This window comes from Vibrio sp. 10N.222.54.A3 (assembly GCF_041474095.1).
Lineage (GTDB): Bacteria > Pseudomonadota > Gammaproteobacteria > Enterobacterales > Vibrionaceae > Vibrio > Vibrio crassostreae_C.
Map to the genome: position 1 here is coordinate 46323 of NZ_JBFRTN010000004.1, position 18933 is coordinate 65255.

An 18933-nucleotide genomic window follows, 5' to 3' on the forward strand; every position below is an offset into this window, starting at 1 on the left:
AATAACGTCAACCAATAGAAAGCAGAAACTAGCCGTTTCTGCTTTTTTATTTTTAAATTTAGCGGTTAATTTTATTTCTTATCTAGTGGCTCTTCATCTACGGCAACTCAATGACTTAGGCTAAGTTGGGAAGATTCACATCATATTATGACAATGCATTGATGATTTATGCGTTTGAAAAGCATATCCTATGCCTTTATATCGTAGAAAGACCTGTTTACCGTGTATTCAAAAATATTTCCCTCTCCGTTTGCTGAGCTTTCACCTGTAAAAAAAGTAGCTATTTTGGGACTGCCACTTATTGCTGCGATTGGTGTTGCTTTGCAATCGTCACAATCGGATCTGACGAAAACGATCGATCTTGATTTGCCCGACTCAACCGTTATTGAGTCAATTCTGTCACCATCTTCTGTTACCGTTATTGAGCCGCCGACATTTGAGTATCAAATTCAAACGGGCGATAACTTGAGTAGCATCTTCACTCAGCTTGGATTTTCTTACAAATCGATGATGAGCGTGATGGAAACTGATTTGAACTTCCTTGCTTTAGATACGCTTCGTCCGGGTAATACATTACGCTTTTGGCGTGATGAAGCGACCGGCGACCTTTCTAAAATGGAACTTCAATTTAGCGTCGCGGACAAAGTGGTTTACCGATTACTTGATGACGGCAGCTACGAATTCGAAGACATCTCTATTCCGGGCGAGTGGAAGCAGCGACCTCTCGTGGGTGATATTCAAGGCAGCTTCTCTATGTCGGCGAACAAGGTTGGCCTGAGCAGTCTTGAGATTGACCATATTGTGACTCTTCTTAAAGATAAGCTGAACTTTAGCCGAGACCTACGTGCTGGCGATCAGTTTGAAGTGCTTCAAAAAGCGCAATATGTTGATGGTGTTGCAACCGGAAAACGTGAAATTGAAGCAATTAAGATCATGAATCGTAACCGCGTTGTGTCAGCATACTTACACACTGACGGACAATATTACGATGCTAATGGCGATAGCTTACAACGTGCTTTCCAACGTTACCCAGTGAGCAGTAGCTGGCGCCAAAGTTCTCAGTTTAACCCTAAGCGCTTACACCCTGTGACTGGCCGCATTTCACCGCACAACGGTACAGATTTCGCGACGCCAGTTGGTACGCCGGTTCAAGCAACGGGTGATGGCAAAGTGATTATGACGCGTAAGCACCCATATGCGGGTAACTACGTGGTCATTCAGCACGGCAGCACTTACAAAACGCGCTACTTGCACTTAAGCAAGATCCTTGTTCGTAAAGGACAAACGGTATCTCGTGGTCAACGTATTGGCCTATCGGGTAAAACGGGTCGAGTGACAGGTGCTCACTTGCACTATGAACTGATCGAACGTGGTCGCCCTGTTGATGCGATGAAAGCGAATATCCCAATGGCTGATTCTGTGCCTAAAAAGGAAAAAGCGACATTCACAGCCGCGAGAGATGAAGCCGACAAGCTATTGAAGGCAGCGTTAGAAACGCGCAATCTAGCAATGGTTAATAATGCTAGTAAGTAGCTAGCCATTAAACTGTTTTAAAGCCGCAAGAGCATCACAAAGCACAGTCAGTGTTAAGTGATGCTCTTGCGGCTTTTTAGTTCTCAATAGAAGGTTCGGTAAGGGTTTAAACTAAAGGCTCTGAGTGCGCGACATAGCTAACGATAGCTTCAGGTCGCATTGGAGGTGAGTAGAGGTAACCTTGGATCTTGTCACATCCCATCGCGTGCAGCTTTTCTAATTGCTCACGCTTCTCAACACCTTCCGCAACCAAAGATACATCGAGTCTATGGGCCAGTTGAACAATCAGCCATACTACGCTCTCTGAGGTCGAACTAGTTAACAAGTCTCGAATAAAGGTCGCATCAATTTTAATGCAATCGATAGGGTAGCTGTGGATGTAGTTCAAACTGGAGTAGCCTGTACCAAAGTCGTCGAGTGCAATCGTGAAGCCTTGTCCTCTCAGAAAGTTAAGCGCGGATTTTGTCTCTTGTGTTGGCGATAACAGAACGGTTTCGGTTAACTCGATAACAAACTCATTCGCCTTAAAATGGTGCTGTTCAATGGTTCGAGTCAGGTAGGATATATAACGTTTCGAATCAGTAAGCTCGTGCGCAGAGCAGTTGATTCCAAGTTTAACCTTGTAGCCCAAGCCTTGCTCTAGTGTGGTTTTAGCGCGGCACACCAATTCAATAATGCGTTCACCTAATTCGACAATCAGCCCTGACTCTTCTGCCACTTGAATAAACTCTACGGGTGAGATGTCTCCATGTCTGGCGGTTTTCCAGCGAGTCAGTACCTCGAAATATTCCCATTGCGTTTCACCTTGACCCACAATCGGCTGTACCACTACGTACATTCCATTGCTGTCGGGGATATAGCTTTGTGAAATTGGGTTTTCCAGCTCACTTCGTAGCGCTGCGACTAGCTCGGTTTTTCTTTGGTAACGAACTCTTAAGTGAGTGTCATAACATTGAATATGAGTATCTTGGCTGTGTTTACACTCTTTAAGCGCCAAGCTGGTATTGAAGATGATTTGCTCAACGTCTTTGTTGTCTCCATCCGAACTGGCAATACCGATGCTGACGTCGAAATCTATCTTGATATCAACGCTACTGTAGCCCTGCTTAATTTTGGCCAGTATTTGTTCGCACACGGCTATCGGATCAGAATGGTAGGTGATGAAGGCGAACTCGTTGCCAGCAGTCCGGAAAGTCAGGTTGCTTTCGGGTAAGGTTCTCCGCAAGGTTTCTGCGACAAACTGCAGCACCTTGTCGCCAATATAATTACCGTGCATATCATTAATGGCTTTGAAGCTATTGATATCGAGTAAAGCCAATGTAAACGGAGTGACGCTCTGTTGAGTAATCGACTCTAAGGTATCTGATAAACAGCTTCGGTTGAGTAACCCGGTTAGGCTGTCGTGTGACACCTCATAACTAAGCTGATTTACAAGTTGTTCGGAACGATCGTTAAACCACATTTCACGCAAGGTGTGGATGATGATGTCGGCGAACAATTGATGGTGCTTTACCACGTCTTGTTGCTGATCAGGGCTAAGAGGCGAGGTGAACGTTGAAAACAGCACGCCCATCACTTCGCCACTTTGAGTTTGAGTCGGGATCGCGATGGAGTTTTGTGAGGTGATTTCCTGCCTAAATGCCGATGTTGGCAATGACTGGACGATGTACTGAGAAAATGAGCAATCTGGGTGTCTTTGATTGACGGCTTGTTGGTAGATGTGACCATGGCGCGCATTGATTTTGTCATGTAATACATGATCAGAATGGGCGATCACCAAAGGAACGGTTTGGTCAGGGAAGTACTTCTTCTCAATGATGCTAGTGTATTGAGTATCAAAGGTCTGATGTAAAGTAAGCACAGCTGACTCTAAAAGGTCGATACCTTCCAATTTCAGCAAACGGCCAATGCGCTCTGTGTCTATCATGCTATTGTGCGTATGTTGAGTCATAGCCACCACCCCTAGTTAACCAGATTCACTGTGTAAGCGGTATACGTATTATCTTGTATATGTGCGAACTTGTATAATCTATATGCGTCAAGTTTATTATTGACCGTGTTGTATAACTTTTCAAATTAAAACGTGACTTATTTCACAGAGCTTGCGTGCTACGCTCTTTGTCTAGCCTGTCTTTCAGATGGTCCAAAAAGAGCTTGGTTCGCGTGTGCGAGTAATCAAGCTTAGGGTAGTACGCGTAAACCATCACTTCGTCGGCGGTAATATTTGGCAATACTGGAACTAATGTCCCTTGCTTTAGATCCTCTTTGATCATCGCTTTGATGGTTAACAGTACGCCCATTCCTCGCTTCGCAGCATGAAACAAAGCCTCTGGATTAGTGGTCGCAAAGTTACCGTTTAACGTTATTCGCTGCCCTTTGGTGAGTGCTACTTCACGGGTCGGACGCTCTCCCCAAATTAACGAGTTGTGTTGCTCCAAATCTTGCTCGCAAGTGGGGTAGCCGTGTTTGGCAAGATAGCTTGGTGCTGCATAGAAGCTGGCTCTGTGTTCAAACAGCGGTGTTTTCTTGAAGCTTAATGAGTTGAGTTGTTCTAGTTCACGACTGATTACCAAGTCCAAGCCAAGCTCGGGTAATTGACCGGGCGTAGTGGTGATGAGTTGTACCTTAATATCAGGGTACTTTTCTAAGAAGTCGTCCATGTATTGCACCAGAAACTTAGAGCCAACCGCAATCGTAGCGCCAATCTTTAATAGGCCTGCTGGGGTTTGGTTAACCGAGCGAGTCTCATCAATAATGGACTGCCAATTGTCGAGCTGATCCTTGGCTCGCAGGTAAAAGAGCGCACCTGCTTCGGTTTGGCTAATTGATCGCGTGGTACGCTTTAACAGTTGGGTGCCGATGCGCTCTTCTAACCAGTTCACTCTTTTACTGATCGCCGAGCTGGTGGTGTTCAGCTTTCGAGCAGCACCATTGAAGCTGCCTTCTTCGACTACTCTGACGTAGCTTTTTACGTTAAGAATCCAATCCATATTATTTCCTGTTGGGACTTAATAAAATTCCAATTTAGCTAATTATCAATTATTGGTTTTGAATGTAAACTCGTCTAATGAACAAATATCAAACGAATAGGGAATTTTTTGAGCCAATCGACCTTTAAAAAAACACCGTTACTCTTAGCAATGATGATTATTGCTACGGGGCAGGTGGGTGTGAGCATCTACTTGCCAGCATTACCGTTAATTGCTTCTGATTTAAGTGCTACTCAAGTAGATGTACAGCTTCTCGTCACGCTGTTTCTGGTGGGTTTTGGCTTGTCTCAGCTATTTTACGGACCGATGTCCGATGCGGTGGGAAGAAGACCTATCTTCTTGTTAGGTCAGGGTGTTTATTTGATTGGTACAGTCGTTTGTGTTGTGTTTTCTGACAATATGACGGCGCTAGAAGTTGGTCGCTTGCTGCAAGGTTTAGGGGCGGGCAGTGCCTCGGTTCTTGGGCGAAGTGTGCTTCGTGACAGCTATGATGGTTCACAGCTTACCAAAGCGTTGTCTTATATCTCGATCACCGCGTCGATTATGCCGATCATCGCGCCTGTATTTGGTGGCTGGATTTCATTCCACCTTGGTTGGCAGGCGGTGTTCCTTTTCGTTCTATTGTATTTACTGGCGATATTCACACTGGGTTACTTCGTGTTGCATGAAACTCTGCCATATGGGAAGAGCCGTTTTGAAGTCAGCCAAGTGGTAAAGAACTACGGACGCTTGTTAACGAATCGCCAAGTGATAAGCAGCGCCAGTTATAACTGGATGAGTTATATGGCGAGTTTGGTATCGTTATCTTTGTTCCCATTCTTAATGCAAGAGCAATTGGGGTTGACCGCCGCTGAGTATGGTTCATTGATGATTGTCCCTTCGGCAGGCTTACTGATCGGTAGCGTTGCTTTGAACTTGCTCAATCGTAGGTTTAGCACTCCGCAATTGATGAGCCTTGCGATTTTGATTATTTTGGCTTCGGGAACTTGGCTTCTTACTCATGAGTTATCCATCTTTAACTTGGTTTGGGCGTTTACTTGGTTGGCGATAGCACAAGGCATTTCGTTCCCATTATCAATCAGCATGTTATTAGAACCTCATAAGAAGCAAGCGGGCGCAGTATCGGCATTGTCGGGCTCTATTCAGATGTGTTTAGCGGGTTTATTGGGTGGGTATCTAGTAGAGAGTTGGGTCACGACTCATCAACAGTTAGGCGTGTTCTACCTCATTATTGGCGCAGCCATGGGCGGAGTGCTTTGGTCTTCAACCAAAATGAACAACAAAGGCGATACTGTTGAAGTGGAATATAGCTAAACACTAAATTCACTATCGTTTAACGCACCATCGTTAATACGTTGTATTTGTGCTGATGGTTTTCTACAATGCTTCGGTCCATTGAATAGGTAAAAACAAAATGCAGCAAAATGAATTTGAAGTACTGGTAAAAGCTATCTGCGCACTAGATGGCCTGCCTCAAGCGCTTGAGCTATTGAAATCCAATGAGGATACAGAAGTCGCTGAGGCTGCTGCATCACTGACTGGTCAATTTGCACTTGCTGAAGTGGAAGGCGAAAAGCGTATTTACCACGTGACGCTTCAAGAAAATGAACAAGGCGAAGAGCAAGAGTACATCGAACATGTTATGAATGAAGGCGATGACTTAATCAAATTTGCAGCTTGGTTCTTTGAAACGATGTTTGAATTGAAGCAAAAAGACACATACCAAATTGCCGGTAAAACTTACAGACAGCCAAAGCGCAGCTAGGTTTCTCAGTAAAGCATTTTAGAAAGCAGCTCTATTGAGCTGCTTTTTTTATCAGTGTCTAAATCAATGTCTTGGGTTGTTATTAGGAATGGAGCATTAAGCTCAAACCAGAATTTAGGTTAACTCATTGATATACAAAAACAATGCTGATTAGCACAGAGACAAAATTAGGCTAATTGCAAATGAATGCTTAATATTGCATTAAAGTGTGATTTAGATCTTGTTTTTGGGCGTTTTAAGTGTAGAATCCGCGCTAAAGAAAGTTGATTATGTGCGGAGATAAGCATGAATTACGAACTAGGCCACGCATACCTTGGTCAAATGGCAGCAAAAAACATGATGCACGAAGCATTGTACGGCACTTCAAAGCCAAAGAAACCATCGTTCTTTAAGCGAATGATGAAGAAAATGGCTAAATAAGCATTTTCAAAAACGGAATTTTAAAAGGCCTTAAACTCGATGAAGTTTAAGGCCTTTTTCGTTTTAGCGATTGGTGAAAGTTATCGCTTTGTTTTGTTGTGGATGGACACAAAAAATACCAATTAAGCTTCTGACTAATGGCTTTTAATGAACTCAGCCAGCAGATTGATTGGATAAGTCGACCACATTATTAGGGATGCTATCTAAGCCATTCTCTTTCATCCACGCTTCTAAGTTATCGGCACCACCGATGTACTTACCATCAAGCCAGATCTGCGGGACGGTGACCGGTGTTTTCTCACCAATGTGTGCTTTTACCTCTGGAATCATACGGTACAAAGCGGCGCTGTCTTTTACGACATCGTGGTATTGGTATTCAACACCCGCTTCATCCAGCATTTTCTTCGCTTTAACACAGAATGGGCAGGTCGCCTTACCATAAACGATGTTGCCTTTTAGGCTGTCTCGTTTGGTCCACTCTTTGATCACGGATTGGATTAACACACCGCGATTAAGCGCTTCACCTTGGCTGACAACCTTGCCTTCAACAACAAGGATTGGGGCGTGCCAAGAGCCAAGTTTTAGAGGCTCCCACCAGTGAGACAACCAATCTTTCACTTCCAGTTCGACATCGACATCGGCCAACTCATTCTCAAAAGTATCCTTCAGAATGTCTTTGGTAAGGGTACATTCTCCACATGGGATGTTAACTTTAAATGGACCCCAGCTGCCTGCCCAACGGTATAGTGTAATCTTGACTGGTTTCTTCATGGTTACGGCCTCGTTTGAATTCTCTTATCCATATAGAACGGACTGTCGAACTATTTATTTCACCAACCTTAAACTTTCTTCACTTTTGAAGGTTTTTTAGTTTCCCAGTGCGTTATAAATGCAACTGACGCAATAATAATAGCAGCCCCTAGCCATAAACGACCCGGTGGAACCCAACTAAATACAATCCAACCTGCTAAAACGTTTAGCGGTAATTTGGCGTGGTCAAAAGGTTGCACAAACGAAGCATCAGCGACCGAGTAGGCTTTTACTATCGCCCATTGAGCGAGTGCCGTCATAACACCGATAACAATCAATATAGCCCAGATTGTACCGCCGCTTGGCGTTTGCCAATCTGGCGCAGCAAGCAGGATGTTAAATGGTGTGATTAATAGTAGAAGATAGACCACCATGGTTGAAGGACTGTCTTGCGAAGAGAGTTTTTTCACCATCAGTGAGTAGCATGCCCAGAAGAAAGCGGCACCGACTGGTAATAACGTTGCCCAGTTAAAATCTTCAGCCCACGGCTCTAGAATCACCATCGCACCCACGAAGCCTGCTAAGGTCGCGCCCCAGCGAGCAGCCCCAACTTTCTCTTTTAAGAAAAGCCCTGAACCAATGGTTGCAAACAATGGCGATGTCATGAGAAGGGCAATGCCTTGCCAAATTGGTACTGGGTAAGCCAGTGCCCATATCCAAAGTTGAATACCAATAACAGACAAGAAGACACGGAATACGTGCAATTTGAGGTTGTCGGTTTTTAGCGCGCGGCGAATACCCAGCGTTTTTAGGTAAGGAAGAATAGCGAATAACGCGATGGCGTATTGAATGACGGCAACGGTGGTAGAAGTAAGTCCGAAATGAATGCTAGCAATTTGAGTTAGGCTGTTAATAACGGCAAAGGCTAGGCCTGCGGTTAGCATCCAGCTAGCGCCTTGGATCGGATGGTGTTGTGACATGATGCTTCTAATTATTTGATGTGGTTCACCTATGATACGGATTTAGCACCACTTAACCAGAAAAAGCATTGATGAAGTTAGTCAGAATATTTGAATATGAAAAAAGGTTGAGCTACTGCCCAACCTTTTTAGTCTTCATCTAAAGTAAATTTAGATTAGAAGTCGTAGCGCAGACCTAAACGAAGAGAGTCTTCGCTTTGTGTTTCTAAACCTGCAACTTTTATGTCGTCTAGGTTGTTTAATTGGTAAGCAACGTATGTGCGAATTGAACTGTTGAACTTGTAAGTACCAGTCAGCTCAAAGAAATCAGCTGTGTCTACGGTTAAGTTCTGCGTCGCGTCTTTTTCTTGTTTTTGGTACAAACCAGCCAGTTCAAATTGGTCTGTTAGCTTGTACTTAGCAGCAACTTCCACACCAGAGAACTCAGTGTTTGCTTTGTCGTCTAGGTCGCCCATTGTGTAGGTAGCACCTAGGTATAAAGCATCCATTTTGTAGTTAATACCAGCAATCAATGCTGTAGCTGAACCATTACCAGTACCGTTGTCGTTACCTGAGTAACCAAGACCGAAACCTAAGCCCATCGGCAGTGTGTAAATACCAGAGATACCGTAGCCGTCAGTGTCCTTCTTCTCGCCAGCTATTAAACTTGCTTTAAGAGAAAGAGCGTCAGCGTCGTAAGCGTATACAAACGTGTTGTTAATCTGCTCGTTGCCTGCATTGATGAACGCTTTTTGGTCACCAGAGTAGATAGTAACATCCGACATTTCCGAGATTTGAGCTGCAGCTGTATCTTGACGACCTACCGAAACAGCGCCAAAGTTACCTTCAAGACCAGCGTACATGTAGCGCTGATCAAAGCTATCAGTTTTATCGTTGTCAGCAGAAGAAGTTACGCCTTGTTCTGCTTCGTAGAAACCAAAACCAGATAGGTCGCTAGTGATTTCTGTAGTACCGCCAACATTTAGACGCACACGGCTTTTATTTTTCATTGTTCCGTCGATTTCTTTACCACCAGAGCCAATGAAATCACCACGGAATTCCGCACGACCGCCAATTTTAAGTTCTGTACCATCAGAGCTGTAAACTGTTGCTGCTAGAGATGAACCTGAAACTAGTGCCGCTACCACTGCAGAAGCTAGAACTGCCTTTTTCATAATCACTTACCTTGTATTTTAAAATCCGTGAGCAATGTGCTCTCCGTTTCGATATGAAGCTAATTTAGAGCAGATAAATTAAGCTTTCATTTCCATAAAATTACATTTTCGTGAATGGGGAACTTTTTAAGTGTTGATTTTATTGCACTTTTATTTCAAGCGACTGAGTGTTAGGTGAATAAATATACAAGTTGCGTGTATTTCAACGGTCACATTGACAAGTTTTACCTTGAAATCACGGATGTCGATGGTGATGAATTTTGGTAGCGCTTGAGGGCTTGTTAATCTGATTAACTGCTTGTACTGGTTAGGATATCCTCTATGATGCAAAAACTTAGAAGAGAATAGATTCTGCTCAACAAGATGGAGACGTTGGATGAAAACAGAGTACTTAGGTGATGTTTTACAAGGTAGGCAGGTTATTGGCTCCTTGAATGTTGAAGACCTACCCGTTGGAGAGCATCAGTTTTGGTTTCAAGTCACCAGTGATGGGTTAGGGCAACCCAAAAACATGCCGGTTTCTGTTTTCAAAGGCAGTCAAGAAGGTCCTAAGTTGATGATCACCGCCGGTATTCACGGTGATGAGCTAAACGGAGTGTTGGCTGCACAGCAAATTATCAGGGACTTAGTCGGTAAAACGCTCAAAGGTACGGTAACGATTGTGCCTACTGTGAATTTGTCTGGCTTGCTGAACCATAGCCGTGATTTTATCTCTTCGGATCCGGGCTCTTGTCCTGCCAATCTCAATCGACTCTTTCCGGGTGATGCGAATGGCCTAGCTGCGGAACGCTTTGTTTCGTCTTTGTGGGAGCGTCTGCTTAAGCACAATGCCACCTTCGCCGTTGATCTCCATACTCAAACTCGTGGCGCAGTCTATCCACTTTATGTGTTTGCTGATTACCGCATTGAACAATGTTTGGAGATGGCGAGGCTGATGCAGCCCGATTGTGTTCTGAATGACCCTGGTGACCCAGGTATTTTAGAAACGGTTTGGAATCGAAGTGGAATTCCGAGCATCACGGTGGAAGTTGGTATGGGGAAATTTACTCAGCCTGACATGATTCAACGAGCGGTAGACGGTGTTTTTAACATGCTGTCTTATTATGAAATGTTCGAGGTTGAAATAAATCATCCCGAGAAAATGCAGCTGCCGAGTATGGATTGGATAGAGGGTAATGATGTGGTTTCTATCCGCGCTGATATTGGTGGTTTCGTATTGCCGCAGGTTGAGCTTCTGCAGAGCGTAGAACAAGATGATCTGTTGGCTATTCAATATGACGCTTTTGGTAATGAGTGTCGCCGTTATCACGCGCCGTCTGCCGGACGTGTCCTTAGCTATAACGTGGATGCGTTAAGGGAGCCGGGTGCGCTTGTTTGTCGTTTGCTAAGTTAAGGCTTAGTCGGTTTGACGTTTCCGTGTTAATGCACTGTGTTGTTATCTAAAACACGTAAAAAAAGACCGAGCTAGGCTCGGTCAAAGGACAGTTGTCTAGAGTAAGCACGTCTTGGACTCATCGAGAGAACTGCTTTTAGAGTAGCGAGGCTAGATTAAGAATCCATTGCAAGATAGTGACACTTCGACTGCTTTTCTGTTTCAAAAATAATATTGAAAACATTACCTTAAGCTCATCAAAAGCCGACTGTGAGTTACGCAGGTCGGCTTTTTATTCACTTCTCTTTCGAATTTTTATCTCTATCTACAGTCGATTAAAAAGCGTCGTCCACGATCTCTTTTAATCGGTCATAAGGCACATATCCTGGTAAAACATTTCCGTTCATCATCATGGTTGGAGTGCCCGTTAAGCCGAGTGCACTGAACGTTTGATGGTTAGTGGTTAGAACCTGGTTTTGTTCTTGAGTTGTTTTTAGTTCCGCCTCTGTTCCCGTCTTCTTGGCAACGGCTTCTAGTGAGCTTTTCGAGTGAATACCGCTTTTCGCCATCAGCAATCTATCAACTTCAGGGAATGCTTCTGGGTTATCTTTCCATACTTTCATCGCGTATAGCGCCGCGTTGGTGTCTAGCCCCGCAACTTGTTGTTGCTTAAACGATAAGTACACGTTGATCACTTTAATGTCGCTGTTTTCAGAGGCTAATTGAACCAAGCCTTTTTCCAAGCGCTTACAGTAAGGGCAGTTATAGTCGGTAAAGTTAATGATGACCGATTTACCATCTGGATTGCCAAGGATCGGGTGAGCGTCATTGTTGTATAACCAATCATGGCTTTCCGCTTGGGCTTTCTTCGCTTGCTCTTGACCTGCTACGTACTGCTCTAAACTGGTATGCAATCCAGAGATCGTCGATGGGTTTTCCTTCAGGAATTGATTAATTTCTTCAAGTTGTTGAGTTTGTTCTTTGTTTAATTCTGCGAAGGCATTAGTACTCATTAATGAGCCTAAAATCAGTGCGCTTATCAGATGCTTTTTCATATTGTCTTTTCTCTAATTCGTGATAATCGTGAGCGCTTATTAGGTTGCGCTCACATTAATATTGTTTGTTAAACTGGCTGAGTCGGTTTATTTACTTAGCTTTGCTCTGTTTTTCTTTGTGAGCGATTTAGGCAAAGTAGGTTCTTAACCACAGGCCGATAGGGGATGTAACGCCGGTTGCGATACTGCTGATCTTTCCATCTTTGATGATGGCAATACTTGGCGTGACATTAACGCCCCAACTTCTGCTGATTGACCCAGAAAGATCATTGATAACAGGGAAGTCATACTCTTTTGCATCCAAGTAGCGCTGGACACGTTCGTCTGGACCAGACGATAGAGCGACCGAAACCACCTGATGGGAATCACTGAAGCTATTAACCGTCGGGCTTACAAATTTGCAGGCACCACACCAAGTCGCCCAAAAATAGACAATGACTGGCTTACCATTTTTGCTTAGCTCGATAACATCAATATCTTCGCCTTGGAGCGATTGACCCACAATTGGAATCGCATCGCCCTGAGGCATGCTTCTGCTGTGATAAAAGTCCATGGCAAATGAAACCACGCCAACGATCAATATCATTGAAACCAGTTCCTTTCCCCACTTCTTAAGACGACTTGGCTTTTTGGCCTCACCCTTTACAGCGTCGTCTTCAATCGTGCTAGATTTATCTTCATTGTTGGGAGTCTTCATCAGTTATCTCGCAGCGTCGATGGCTTGAACGACAGTGTCACTGTTGAGAATGACAGGCAGTGGAATACCGCTTTTATAGCTCGGGCCGTAGACGATATTAAATGGCACACCAAATCGCCCATTACTTTGTAAGTATTGAGTGACACTTTCACTTGGTGTTGTCCAATCACCTTTCATCAAAACAATGTCTTCTTGCTGTAGGTGACTGTAGACAGGGTCTTGAAGGACGACGCCGATCTTGTTGGCTTTACAAGTGATACACCAATCAGCAGTCACATCAACAAACACCGTTTTGCCTTCATCAACGAGCTGAGGGATTTGCTTCGCATCCAGCTTTTGCCAAGCGAGATCGTCAACAATCGGAGTCGCCCAGTTATCAGCGGTGACACTACCGACGATCAATGCAGCACCAAACACCAAGGTTGTGGTTGCGACGATAGGAATAAGCACCTTGCGACCCAACTTACGGCCAATCCAAATCAATACTGAAATCACGATAAATAGCGACAGCAGGATAGTTGGGAATTTACCAATGAATGGGCTAAGGAGGCTTGTTAGCCATAGGCTGGTAATGAACATCATTAAGCCAAATACCAGCTTAACTTTGAACATCCACGCCCCAGGCTTTGGAAGCAATTTGGTTAGGCTTGGGAATAGCGCAAAGATCAACCAAGGCGCACTCATACCGATACCAAGCGTGATGAAGATAGCCCATAACTCTTGGTAGCTTGCTCCAAGTGCATACGCGACAGCGGTTCCTAGGAATGGCGCGCTACACGGCGTTGCTAACAGCGTTGCAAACATGCCTTGAACAAAGTGGCCTGAATGTGAGTCATCGCCTTTGGTTGCCATCCAGGTGTTTAAACCTGATGGTAGTCTGAATTCGAATAACCCAAGCAGGTTAATCGAAAACAGCAAAGTGATGATCAGCATGAACCCGATGAACCAAACATTTTGGAACTGGATTCCCCAGCCAATTGCATTACCACCCATTTTTAGAGCGGTCATACCTAGGGCTAACAGCGCAAATGATGTAATGACACCTGAAGCAGAAGCTAAGAATGAGAGTCGAATATGACGATTAGATGCACCTTGGTTTTGAATGATGCTGTTTAATTTCATTCCTAAGACTGGCAACACACATGGCATGATGTTGAGGATCAAACCACCAATTAAAGCGAAGCCTATCATCGCCAAAAAGCCGTTGTTGCTTGTTTGGTAAGCGATCGGTTCTGAGCCAACTTGGGCCGTCATCTCTTCGGCGAAATTAGTGTCTGAAACGGTGACACTCACGTTACGGTCCGTTAAGTCGACTTCACCTATCCAGTTGCTCACATCAAATACGGCCGTCATTGTATTGTCTGTGATGTGGACGCTTGGTTGAGAGAAGAAGTCATCAATCACTTCTTGCCCGTCAATCAACACCATCGGCTTATCCCAGCCATTTTTACTTGTCAGCTGAGTAACCAGTTGCTGCTTGCTCTTGTCCCAAAATAGACCATTGACTGAAGTGCGATTAGCTTCTCGTGGAGATTGGCTCATGCCTTGGTTGAACAAGAACATCGCTTCTTCATCGAACTGCAATTGCTGCGTGTCGATAGGGAGTTCGATGTCATAGTCAGTCAAAACACAAATATTGGTGCACGACGGGAACGAGAGAGAAGCCTTAAATACAGCAGGTTGCGTTTTGTCTTTCAACGTTAGGGTGACAGGAAAGCTTACGTGCTTTTTGTAACCTAACGTCATCACGTCAAGTTGTTCATAGTATTTAGGGATCGGCCAATGCCAATCTACAGACTCTATATTAGTTGAATCAGACCAGTCCCAGCTTGGCGGAATGCCACCTTCACCTGGGCTGCGCCAATAGGTTTTCCAGTCACCGTCGAGTGTAACGTCCAATACAGTTTGAACGGTACCGCCGTTATCCGACTGTTCACCCGTCGACATCATTCGCATCTTAACTGGCGGATGCTCAGGCACGCTTATCCAGCCCGTGGTTTGAGCCAGGGCGGTAAATGACGTCATGACTAAGATTGCAGTGACGAAAGCTTTTGCGCATGTGCGCATGCAGAATGCCAACGAATCGACAAACTTAGTTAGTAGTGTGTTGTACACAAATGTATCTCCAAAAAATAAATAAAAGGGTGGAATAGCCCGGTTATTTACTCTTTAAATATACAGTGCTTTAGGTGTAAGCGGTGTTTTGTCGGTCGAGTAGAGCGATGATTGTCTCTAGATAATCTCGAGATGTGAGGAGGTAAGTTAAACGCAACAGCAATAATAAGTACGAATGGGATCAGCCAGCCGGTTTTTGGGGCGGCAAAGGTCAGCATTTTCGAACTTAGGCTGCATGAATTTGAATTGGGGGACGTTAACATTTTTGAGGCTTCTAAGCCGAAAACGCTGGCGTATAGAGCAGCCATTTTTTCTGAAGAAGCGATGTTGGTTTGGGGATTACTGGTTTCTGTATGAGTTTGTGTGCCAACTAGGACTGATTGGCCATTAGCGGATGCAGATAACGATACTTTCTTGACAGCCAGAGTGCTCGCCAGACAAGTTACGATAACCAGTCCGGTAAGGAAGAGCGCCCAAAGCGAATGCTTTTGTCGGCGGTTCTGTGTGGATAAGAAAAGTAGCGATGTGTTCAGCAAATTAGTCAGTAATCAAATCTGTTAGTCGTTAAAGCAAGCTCATTGAATTGTGGTTAGCTTAGATAAGTTCTCTTCGTGCCACAAGTCATAAAATGGTTAAAGTGAAACTATGTATAAATGCGGGAAACGGCAGATACACGATAAAAGACGCATAAACACCAATTCACGCGAATACGACATTGAGCTGTAGCTAAAGTTCACAACAACTGAAAGTTATCGCTAATTATTCTGTATTGAGTGGTTTATTAACTATCAGGACGGGACAGGCGATACAAAAAAGCCCAACAGATCGTCAGTGAACGTGTTGGGCTTTAATCATTGGTGCTATTGGAAAGGCTTAGTGAGTGCGGCGAGGGCCGTTACGTACCAAGTCTTTACCGTTATCAAACACCTCTTTGGTGATCCAGCGAGCAAGCAGAACTTTATGGCTGCTATTGAATACAGCAACGAAGTGACGACCATCTGAATTATTGGTTGCCATGCCTACACCTTCAACGCCTTCAAGGCCTAAACCGCCAGCTTCCACTGAAATTAGGAATTGCTCTAGTTCTTCTAGAGACTCAATAATATCAAGTTCGTTGTTCATTTTTATGCTCTCTTGCTGTGAGCCAACATCGTATTTAGGGCGCTTTAGTGCTGTGCTCGAATGAAGATATTGGCTGTTGTTCTTTGTTGGATGCGTACTCTACAGGTCATAAGAGGGGATTGGAACTCTCAAATATTAGAAGCAGGCTGATAATTTGCGAATTTTTAACATAACATACGTTTAAATGCTTGTTATCCATATTCTTTTTACTACTATTTATAGGGTCAATTTAGACAGTGATAGGAATTAATATGATGAAGGTTTGGCGTTGTCTATTGTTAATGTTGGCGTTTGTCGCATTTGGAAGTTATGCGCAGAGCGTTGAGAAAATCGCAGAAGTACAAGATCAGTTAATGCTCGATCTAGCAACATTAGAAACGGCGCATGATGCTGAAAAACCCTTTCTTGAAGATATCTTAAGGCGTAAGAACCAGGGCCTACGCGAAGAGATTTTTTCACAGCTATCGTCAGATAAAAAAGAGGGGCTGGATGTCACTCTTGCTCAGCAGGTCGAACTGCTACAAAAATTGCTGTCGTTGAATGAAACTAAAATCGTTTCAATGAGTAAAGAAAACCGTTCCGCTGAGGGTGACGCTAAAAAACGCCTTGAATTGCGTATTCAAAAACGAATCGGAATGATGGATGTCTATTATCAGCAGCTTGCTAAGACCTTAAATTGGTCGAAAGAGCGTGGTGTTGATGTTGCTGTTCCTGAAGGTGAACTTAAAACGGCGTTAATTGCTCGTTCTAAATACCTGACAAATGCCATTCTTTACACAGACACACAGCGACAAGATCTAGAAGCGCGTTTGTCTTTTGTGAATGAAGAAGAGAAAGCGACGATTAAAAAGGAGCTTGAACGTTTCAGCGAGCGCACTAGCGTTATGGTCGCGAGCTTAGAAGAAACCATCACACTAATGGAACCGTTTGGCGTCGACGTGACTTCTTACAAGCGAGTGTTGCTGGCAACGACGGGAGATATTAACGCCGATGTATTGGATGTTGATGTTGCACTTGAGTTGTTGGATGGTTGGCTTCGTTCGTTCAGTTCATGGGCTTTCGAAAATACCCCTTCCTTTGTCGTTAAACTTGCTCTGTTTCTCGGTATTTTGTACGTAACTCGCCTTATTGCTAATGTGGCTCGTAAGACCGTTCGTAAGAGTGTCTCGCACTCTAAAATGGACTTTAGCGTTTTGATGCAGGAGTTTTTCGTATCCATCGCATCTAAAGCAGTCGTGTTTATTGGTTTGCTTATCGCACTGTCTCAAATAGGGATAGAGCTAGCACCACTTCTTACTGGTTTCGGTGTTGCCGGTGTCATCATCGGTTTCGCATTGCAAGATACGCTATCTAATTTTGCATCGGGTTTGATGATCTTGATCTACCGTCCTTATGATGTGGGCGACATGGTTAAAGTGGCGGGCGTGCAAGGCACGGTAAAAGATATGAGCTTAGTGTCGACGACCGTTCAAACTATCGATAACCAACGCTTGGTGATCCCAAACAACAAAATCTGGGGTGACGTGATCAACAACATCACGGCAGAGCGTGTGCGACGTGTTGATATGGTTTTCGGTATTGGTTACTCAGATGATATCGATAAAGCGAAAGCGGTATTGAACGACATCATTGTTGCGCACCCTCTAGTGTTGAAAAAACCAGAGCATATGATCAAGCTTCATACCTTGAATACGTCTTCTGTAGATTTTGTCGTAAGGCCTTGGGTTAAGACTGATGACTACTGGGATGTGTATTGGGATGTGACGGAAACCGTGAAGAAACGCTTCGATGAAGAAGGCATCACGATTCCATTCCCTCAACGAGATGTACATATTTACAATCACGAAGAGAACTAAGCGAAAGAGCTAGTACGAGAAGCAATTTCGAAAAGAGCGATTACGTAAAAGCTAAGTGTGGCTTCGAGCCATCATTCTTAATGTGATATCAAATGGACGCTGAATAAGCGTCCATTTTTTTTGGCTGTCGTTTATATTGAGCCTCATTCTTTATGTCACTCCACCCATCTTAGAATTAAGTTATGATGGGGTAGGCTCAATCTGGACAGTTGAAAGCGAATGGATGATTCACAGCAAAAAACGAATAGTAGAAATACAACGGTAAGAAAAGCGACGCGAATTGAAAGTGTTATGAACTCTGCGATGTGGCATTTAACTCAGAGGGATATGACGGAAAGTGAGTTGGTTGCGAAGCTCAAAGTGAAAACCGACAATCAAGAATGGATCGATGAAACTTTAGGGACTCTGAAAGGCTTTGGGTATCTCAAGTCTGACCAAGTGTTTGCAGAACAATTCGTGGAACAAGCTTTTTCTGGTGAATTTGGTTCTCGATATATTGTCGAAAAACTGAAGAAGAAGGGTCTGACGGACTCTATGATTTCTGATGCGATTCATAAGGTGTCCTTCGAAAAGTCTATTGATGAACAAACCATCCTGATAGAACGAATCAACCACTATTACTCAAGCTTTACTATGAGCCGTGAAAAGCTAGTCGCGACCCTGCAAAAGCGTGGCTTTAGCTATCAACAAGTTAAGGTAGCGATTGACCAGCACCCACAAGCGCATCAACTGAAAAGTAACATTCAAATTAAGGCCGAGAAAGCCGACTTGGAAAAAGAGGTGCTCAAGTACGCTCGTAAAGGCAAGGGACTGACTGCCATTCAGCAAGAACTTAGACAACGACAAATCGACACAAGTGAGCTGTCATCGCTCATCGACCGATTGATTAATGAAGAGCAGCTAGATTTCTATTCTTCGTGTTTAGAACAGTTGCAGAAGAAGTCTTATGACCTAAACGATCATAAAGAACGCTCTAAGGCTTACGCGATGCTAAGTCGAAAGGGGTTCTCTTCTGACGAGATCAAATTTGCATTGAGTGAAGGTAACGAATAACTAAGCCGGAAAAATTTCCTATTGTAGTATGTTGGTTTGTCCTAAGTAACTATTGTCGAGTAGACGACACT

General features: G+C 44.0%; 16 protein-coding genes. 7 read left to right on the forward strand and 9 right to left on the reverse strand.

Going from position 1 to position 18933, the window contains the following annotated elements:
- The first annotated feature begins 222 nt into the window (after positions 1-222).
- Positions 223-1533, forward strand: coding sequence for a peptidoglycan DD-metalloendopeptidase family protein (locus AB4507_RS00870; protein ID WP_372182056.1), 1311 nt, complete (start codon positions 223-225; stop codon positions 1531-1533).
- 106 nt (positions 1534-1639) lie between these two features.
- Here the strand turns inward: AB4507_RS00870 and AB4507_RS00875 are convergent, their stop codons facing one another.
- Positions 1640-3484: a bifunctional diguanylate cyclase/phosphodiesterase gene (locus AB4507_RS00875; protein WP_104216192.1), complete on the reverse strand. Its 1845-nt coding sequence runs from the start codon at positions 3482-3484 to the stop codon at positions 1640-1642.
- Between the two features lie 142 nt (positions 3485-3626).
- Positions 3627-4523, reverse strand: a complete 897-nt coding sequence (locus AB4507_RS00880; protein WP_017068382.1) for a LysR family transcriptional regulator — start codon at positions 4521-4523, stop codon at positions 3627-3629.
- Positions 4524-4631: 108 nt separating this feature from the next.
- Between AB4507_RS00880 and AB4507_RS00885 the strand changes: the two genes are divergently transcribed.
- From AB4507_RS00885 to AB4507_RS00895, 3 genes are all read left to right on the forward strand, one after another.
- On the forward strand, positions 4632-5837 hold the full coding sequence (locus AB4507_RS00885) for a multidrug effflux MFS transporter (RefSeq protein WP_104216191.1): 1206 nt from the start codon (positions 4632-4634) through the stop codon (positions 5835-5837).
- Positions 5838-5937: 100 nt separating this feature from the next.
- A complete protein-coding gene (locus AB4507_RS00890) occupies positions 5938-6288 on the forward strand; it encodes a hypothetical protein (protein ID WP_017057980.1) in 351 nt (116 codons plus the stop codon).
- 285 nt (positions 6289-6573) lie between these two features.
- Positions 6574-6708: a hypothetical protein gene (locus tag AB4507_RS00895; protein ID WP_010431176.1), complete on the forward strand. Its 135-nt coding sequence runs from the start codon at positions 6574-6576 to the stop codon at positions 6706-6708.
- A gap of 153 nt (positions 6709-6861) precedes the next feature.
- On the opposite strand, the gene AB4507_RS00900 is transcribed toward AB4507_RS00895, so the two are convergent.
- The 3 genes from AB4507_RS00900 to AB4507_RS00910 form a co-directional block, all read right to left on the reverse strand.
- Complete coding sequence (locus AB4507_RS00900; protein ID WP_017062739.1) at positions 6862-7479, reverse strand: glutaredoxin domain-containing protein; 618 nt, start codon at positions 7477-7479, stop codon at positions 6862-6864.
- A gap of 68 nt (positions 7480-7547) precedes the next feature.
- Positions 7548-8438 (reverse strand): DMT family transporter, encoded by an 891-nt coding sequence (locus AB4507_RS00905; RefSeq protein ID WP_017062738.1) that lies wholly within the window; start codon positions 8436-8438, stop codon positions 7548-7550.
- Between the two features lie 155 nt (positions 8439-8593).
- Positions 8594-9592 (reverse strand): porin, encoded by a 999-nt coding sequence (locus AB4507_RS00910; RefSeq protein ID WP_372182057.1) that lies wholly within the window; start codon positions 9590-9592, stop codon positions 8594-8596.
- Between the two features lie 376 nt (positions 9593-9968).
- Between AB4507_RS00910 and AB4507_RS00915 the strand changes: the two genes are divergently transcribed.
- Positions 9969-10985, forward strand: coding sequence for a succinylglutamate desuccinylase/aspartoacylase family protein (locus tag AB4507_RS00915; RefSeq protein ID WP_372182058.1), 1017 nt, complete (start codon positions 9969-9971; stop codon positions 10983-10985).
- 314 nt (positions 10986-11299) lie between these two features.
- Here the strand turns inward: AB4507_RS00915 and AB4507_RS00920 are convergent, their stop codons facing one another.
- The 4 genes from AB4507_RS00920 to AB4507_RS00935 all read right to left on the reverse strand — a co-directional run bounded on the left by AB4507_RS00920 (position 11300) and on the right by AB4507_RS00935 (position 15953).
- Positions 11300-12019, reverse strand: a complete 720-nt coding sequence (locus AB4507_RS00920; RefSeq protein WP_017071614.1) for a DsbA family protein — start codon at positions 12017-12019, stop codon at positions 11300-11302.
- A 127-nt stretch (positions 12020-12146) separates the two neighbouring features.
- Positions 12147-12716 carry a protein disulfide oxidoreductase gene (locus AB4507_RS00925; RefSeq protein ID WP_136978907.1) on the reverse strand — a complete coding sequence of 190 codons (570 nt, stop codon included), beginning with the start codon at positions 12714-12716 and terminating at the stop codon, positions 12147-12149.
- A 3-nt stretch (positions 12717-12719) separates the two neighbouring features.
- On the reverse strand, positions 12720-14783 hold the full coding sequence (locus AB4507_RS00930; RefSeq protein WP_372182060.1) for a protein-disulfide reductase DsbD family protein: 2064 nt from the start codon (positions 14781-14783) through the stop codon (positions 12720-12722).
- A 921-nt stretch (positions 14784-15704) separates the two neighbouring features.
- Positions 15705-15953, reverse strand: a complete 249-nt coding sequence (locus AB4507_RS00935; RefSeq protein ID WP_017062732.1) for a hypothetical protein — start codon at positions 15951-15953, stop codon at positions 15705-15707.
- 251 nt (positions 15954-16204) lie between these two features.
- Between AB4507_RS00935 and AB4507_RS00940 the strand changes: the two genes are divergently transcribed.
- Both AB4507_RS00940 and AB4507_RS00945 read left to right on the forward strand, forming a co-directional pair.
- Positions 16205-17809, forward strand: a complete 1605-nt coding sequence (locus AB4507_RS00940; RefSeq protein WP_372182059.1) for a mechanosensitive ion channel family protein — start codon at positions 16205-16207, stop codon at positions 17807-17809.
- A 219-nt stretch (positions 17810-18028) separates the two neighbouring features.
- Complete coding sequence (locus tag AB4507_RS00945; protein WP_372159046.1) at positions 18029-18862, forward strand: RecX family transcriptional regulator; 834 nt, start codon at positions 18029-18031, stop codon at positions 18860-18862.
- Positions 18863-18933: the final 71 nt, after the last annotated feature.